Source organism: Mycobacterium sp., from assembly GCF_049278535.1.
Taxonomy (GTDB): Bacteria; Actinomycetota; Actinomycetes; order Mycobacteriales; family Mycobacteriaceae; genus Mycobacterium.
Genome location: NZ_JBAPMI010000335.1, coordinates 1 through 5,088, shown reverse-complemented (window position 1 = coordinate 5,088; position 5,088 = coordinate 1). Strand labels below are relative to the sequence as shown.

The following is a 5,088-nucleotide window of genomic DNA, read 5'->3' as shown; positions in this document are numbered from 1 at the left end:
CCCGGGAAGTGAGCACGACGCGACCCACAGCCCGTCGCAATGTGTCAGCATTGCCTCGTGATCGCCAATCACATTGCGCGTGTGCTGGTGGGCGCGGTAGCGACCCTGTTGGTGGCGCTGGTGAGCGCGCCGATCAACGCCGCGCCTGCACCCGCTGCGTCGTGTCCTGACGTCGAGGTGACGTTCGCGCGTGCCACCTCCGAACCGCCCGGCGTCGGCGGGGTGGGACGGGAATTCATCGATGCACTGCACTCGCAGCTAGGGGCTCGGTCGGTCGCGATCTACCCGGTCAACTATCCCGCCTCGGACGATTTCGCCCCATCGGCCAATGCCGGCGCCGTGGACGCGAATGCGCACATCGAGGCGATGGCCGCCGGCTGCCCCAACACCAAGCTGGTGCTCGGCGGATACTCCCAGGGCGCGGTCGTGATCGACCTGATCACCATCGCCCAGGCTCCGGTATCGGGCTTCGTCCCCGTGTCGCTTCCGCAGGACGCGGCCGATCACGTTGCCGCGCTAGCCCTCTTCGGCAATCCCTCGGACAGATATCTGGGCGCGCCGGTGAGCACGGTCAGCCCGTGGTACGGCGCAAAGGCTATTGATTTGTGTGCGCCCGGCGACCCGGTCTGCACTTCTGGCGCCTTGTTCACCGTGCCAACGCACGAGGAGATGTCCTCCCCGACGCACCTTTCCTATCTGAACTCCGGAATGCCGGCTCAGGCCGCAGCTTTCGTGACAAGTCACCTGTAGCCATGCGCGCAGTCGTCATCACCAAGCACGGTCCCCCGTCGGTGCTCAAGGTCCAGGACCGTCCCAACCCGCCGCCACCGGCAGCCGGCCAAGTCCGTATTTCGGTGCGTGCGGCCGGAGTGAACTTCGCCGACCATCTTGCCCGCGTCGGGCTGTACCCCGATGCGCCCAAGGTGCCCAGCGTCGTCGGTTACGAGGTGGCCGGGACCATCGAGGCGGTCGGCGACGGCGTCGATCCCGGCCGGGTCGGCCAGCGGGTGCTGGCGGGAACGCGGTTCGGCGGCTACGCCGAGCTCGTCAACGCCGGCGCGAATGACACTGTCGCGCTGCCGGACTCGATGAGCTTCGAGCAGGGCGCCGCGGTCCCGGTCAACTACGCGACGGCGTGGGCGGCACTGCACGGCTACGGCTCACTGCGCGCCGGCGAGCAGGTTTTGGTACATGCCGCGGCCGGTGGCGTCGGCATCGCGGCGGTGCAGCTGGCCAAGGCCGCGGGCGCGGTCGTGCACGGCACGGCGTCGCCCGGCAAGCACGCTCAGCTAGCCGCGCTCGGCGTCGATCGGGCCATCGACTACCACCGCGACGGTTGGTGGAAAGGCCTGGGCCCGTACGACATCGTGCTGGATGCGTTGGGCGGCACCTCGTTGCGGCGGTCTTTCGACCTCTTACGGCCGGGCGGACGGCTGGTGGCCTACGGTCTCTCTTCGCTGCAGCAGGGCGAGAAGCGGTCGCTGCTGCGCGCGGCACCGCAGGGGTTGGCCATGCTGCGCGGGCTCAGCCTGATCTCGCAGATGAACGACTCCAAGGCCGTCATCGGCCTCAACATGCTGCGGCTGTGGGACGACCGCGGAACGCTCGAGCCCTGGATCGGACCGCTGTCGACGGCATTGTCGGACGGCACGGCTGCGCCGGTCGTGCACGCGGCGGTGCCGTTCGCCGACGCACCGGAAGCACACCGGATCCTGGCTGCGCGTGAGAATGTCGGCAAGGTCGTGCTAGTCCCCTGAGCCGGTAGCGGCGCCGTCATCACCATGGGATACGACGCTCTCCCGCCGGAGTTCACCGCTTCGCCCCCAGCCAGTGCACCCAAACCCCTACAGTCGAACGACGCATATCAGCTTGCCATCGAACGATTTTGAGGAGCCGCTCATGAGTTGGTGGCTTGTCAGCCACATCCCGTCGGGGCTACTGCTCATCGGCCTCATCGTGGTCATCGGAGGCGGAGCCGCGCTAATTCAGTGGTACGTGCGCAAGCGCTTCCCAGTCCTCAAGGGTGACGAACACAACGACGGAACCAAGTTCACGTATGGCTTCATCGGGTTCTTTTATGCATTCTTCATCGGATTTGTTGTCAATTCCATGTGGGGTCAGAACAATGCCGCAGACGCCAGCGCACATGCCGAAGGCGCGGCGGCGGTGCAGATGGCCAGGGACTCGGTCGTGTTCGAGGCACCGGATCGAGAGCGCATCCGGCAGAGTCTGCGGACCTATGAACAGGCCGCGATTGCTGAATGGCCTCAAGCCGAGAATCGTCATTCACCAGATGCCGACACCGCCCTGGCTCGGCTATACAAGAGCTACGAAGGCACAGCCGCAAAGACCGACGCCCAGAAGACTCTGCTCTCGACGTCCTTTTCCAACCTCGACAAGGTCAGCCAGGCACGCACAGTACGACTACTCACCGCCCGCGAAGACGCCGGACTGCCCTGGTCACTCTGGGCGGTCATCTTCCTGACAAGCGCTATGGTCCTTGGCATCGTGATCGTCTATGGGGTCGAAAACCCCATCCTGCACTACACGATGGTGGCAGTCGTCGCCGTCATCGTCGCGACCAACTTCTCCCTTATCCTCCAACTGGCACAGCCCTACATCGGCGACGTATCGACAACCTCGGATCCTCTGCAAGAGGTAGTCACCGTGCTGTCCCAACCCATTCCGTAGGCGGCAATTCGTCGCCAGCGGGATGCCAAGGAGACAACGAGGAAGCAATACATCGTCGGGGCAATGGCCACCGCGCTGATCGCTGCCGCGCCACCGGCGGGCGTGATATCGATTTGACCGGGCCGCGGCTATGTATCGCGCCGCGTCATCGATCCAGCTCCGAGTCGAGCGCTCCGGCGGCGAGTGCGGCGGCGTTGATTTTGGTGAGCACCTCACGCAGATTCTCGAGCTCGGCGAGTTCGACGCCGAGTCGCGCAACGACCGCCGGGGGAACCTTGAGCGCCCGCCTGCGTAGATTGCGGCCCGCCGGGGTGAGTTCGACGTGGGTGGTGCGTTCGTCGGCCTCATTGCGCGACCGGGTGAGCAGGCCCTGCGCCTGCAGGCGTTTGAGCATCGGCGAGAGGGTGGCCGAATCCAGCTGCAGCAGTGCGGCTATGTCCTTGACCGACAGAGGCTCCCCGTCGGATTTGGCGTTGTCCCACAACGCCAGCATCACTAAATATTGCGGATGGGTCAGGCCAAGCGGCTCGAGCAACGGTCGGTAGACAGCGAGTACGGCGCGATTGGTGACCGCCAGCGCGAAACATACCTGGCGTTCCAACGAGAGCGGATCGATGTCCGCAACAACTCCTTTGGGCACAGATGCATCGTACCCTATTGACTAATGAAACGATATGATAGTACATTATTTATTAGTACCCTAAGTATTTGAAGCTGACGAGTTTCGACTTCCGAGTCATTCCGGGGGCCGGCAGCAACGACGATCACTCTTCGGCGCCGCCCAGGCGCGTCTGCGGGCTTCGTCCGACGACGAGATGTTTGGCTGTAGCACGCCTAGAACGGTCGCGCCGTCGCCTTCAAACAGGCCACGAAACCGGAAAGGTACGTCGAAATGACAGGTGTCAGGGCCGCAGCCGTTCAGATCAGTCACTGGGCTGGAAAACCAAAGCCCACCAACACATCACCAGGCCTGATCTACATGCTCAACGGTGCGGTGCAGCACAGCTACACCGACCCTTTCGACCGCACCAGCCCGCTGATTCCCATCGGTCCGCACTGGATGCTCATCTGGCCGTTCGACGCCGAGGCCACCGGATTGTCCACCGTCATGCGCGACGCAGGAACAATGATCATGTACGCCGGTACGCCGTACGCACATCTGCACATTTGCGGGGACCCGTGGGAAGGCAACGAGTACCACCCAGACTCGGAGGCGGGGTGGACCATGACCTACCGCCGTGGACGCTGACAGCGCCGCGTCCATCCGCAGGTCTAGTCAAATCTGATATCGCCCAACTACAGGAGGCATCGTGGCCCCGACCAAACCGAACCTATGGCAATACATTGCCTACTCTTACGGACGATGCCTGCCTGACTCAATGCGCGGTTGGGTCGCCGAAGACTTGGCGGACGAGAGAGCCGTGCCCCGGCACATGGCGAGGTGGGCGCTACCCCCGCTGTTGGTCCTCGCTCCCTTGTGGCTACTACCCGCGTCGCTGTACGTGCATCTGGAGATGACGGTGCCGATCTATACCTGGGCCTTATTGATATCGCTTGCACTCAATAAAGTTTGGCGCCGACACCGATTGGCGCAGCACGGGTTGGACCCAAACTTGGTCGACGTGATTAAGCGCGAGAAGCAGGCAAAAATGCACGCCGACTACATCCGCCGTTACGGAGAGCGGCCCGAATCTGCCAAATGGCAGTCGAATAGCAGCCCTTTCTAGCCGAAGGCCGCTTCATACCTGCAGGACGTTGGTGGGCGCGAGCGTGGTCGGCGGTGGACTTCGACGCGGGAACCGTCAGCGTCGCCCGGGGCCGTGTCGTCGTGCGCGGTGCGGGCACCGCGACCGGCGCACCCAAGTCCGAACGCTCCCGGCGATCCGGCTATGACGCTGCTGGTGTACGGCGACGTTTCTCGCGCCAACGGGGGCGGTGAATAAGGTCCTTCCGGTCAGCCGACCGCTAGGCACTCCACAGCCACCGAGCCACTGACCAGAGCCGGAGCAACGAGGGCACAAGCGCTTACGGCAGGCGAAACGAGCTTCACCGAAACATATAACTACGGAGAAGCGACGGCGAAAATGCGCCATTCGCCGGGAACACCCTTGAGTTGGTGAGCGCCGCGCTCCTCGAACTCAAGCCCTGACCCGATCACAAGGTCGCGCAGCGTGCTGGACACCAGCACGTCGTTCGGCCCAGCCAGTGCGCTCACGCGTGCGCCGATGTGCACGGCGATACCGCCGATGTCATCGCCGCGTACCTCGCACTCGCCGGTGTGCAACCCGGCTCGCACCTCGATGCCAAGTGCCTGCACTGCATCGCGAATCGCCATGGCGCAGCGGATCGCTCGCTGTGGGCCGTCGAACATCGCGAGGAAGCTGTCACCGGATGTGT

7 protein-coding genes are annotated in these 5,088 nt (G+C 64.0%); 5 read left to right on the top strand and 2 right to left on the bottom strand.

The genetic code is table 11. From position 1 onward, the window contains the following. The first annotated feature begins 57 nt into the window (after positions 1-57). The 3 genes from WAO18_RS22025 to WAO18_RS22015 all read left to right on the top strand — a co-directional run bounded on the left by WAO18_RS22025 (position 58) and on the right by WAO18_RS22015 (position 2,691). Entirely contained in the window at positions 58-750 is a 693-nt protein-coding gene (locus WAO18_RS22025) for a cutinase family protein (RefSeq protein ID WP_422208355.1), read from the top strand. Between the two features lie 2 nt (positions 751-752). Next, complete coding sequence (locus WAO18_RS22020; RefSeq protein WP_422208354.1) at positions 753-1,757, top strand: zinc-binding dehydrogenase; 1,005 nt, start codon at positions 753-755, stop codon at positions 1,755-1,757. A gap of 142 nt (positions 1,758-1,899) precedes the next feature. Beyond that, on the top strand, positions 1,900-2,691 hold the full coding sequence (locus tag WAO18_RS22015; protein WP_422208353.1) for a hypothetical protein: 792 nt from the start codon (positions 1,900-1,902) through the stop codon (positions 2,689-2,691). Positions 2,692-2,836: 145 nt separating this feature from the next. Here the strand turns inward: WAO18_RS22015 and WAO18_RS22010 are convergent, their stop codons facing one another. Next, positions 2,837-3,331: a MarR family winged helix-turn-helix transcriptional regulator gene (locus tag WAO18_RS22010; RefSeq protein WP_422208352.1), complete on the bottom strand. Its 495-nt coding sequence runs from the start codon at positions 3,329-3,331 to the stop codon at positions 2,837-2,839. A 252-nt stretch (positions 3,332-3,583) separates the two neighbouring features. Between WAO18_RS22010 and WAO18_RS22005 the strand changes: the two genes are divergently transcribed. Continuing rightward, positions 3,584-3,940, top strand: a complete 357-nt coding sequence (locus tag WAO18_RS22005) for a hypothetical protein (protein WP_422208351.1) — start codon at positions 3,584-3,586, stop codon at positions 3,938-3,940. Positions 3,941-4,001: 61 nt separating this feature from the next. Further along, on the top strand, positions 4,002-4,418 hold the full coding sequence (locus WAO18_RS22000) for a DUF5313 domain-containing protein (RefSeq protein WP_422208350.1): 417 nt from the start codon (positions 4,002-4,004) through the stop codon (positions 4,416-4,418). A gap of 335 nt (positions 4,419-4,753) precedes the next feature. Here WAO18_RS22000 and WAO18_RS21995 read toward each other — a convergent pair. Further along, the coding region (locus tag WAO18_RS21995; RefSeq protein ID WP_422208349.1) for an adenylate/guanylate cyclase domain-containing protein at positions 4,754-5,088 on the bottom strand (335 nt) is incomplete at its 5' end.

Bases quoted from the DNA above. Each gene is read 5' to 3' on its own strand.
- WAO18_RS22015 (WP_422208353.1), top strand. From the start codon at position 1,900: ATGAGTTGGTGGCTTGTCAGCCACATCCCGTCGGGGCTACTGCTCATC.
- WAO18_RS22020 (WP_422208354.1), top strand. From the start codon at position 753: ATGCGCGCAGTCGTCATCACCAAGCACGGTCCCCCGTCGGTGCTCAAG.
- WAO18_RS22005 (WP_422208351.1), top strand. From the start codon at position 3,584: ATGACAGGTGTCAGGGCCGCAGCCGTTCAGATCAGTCACTGGGCTGGA.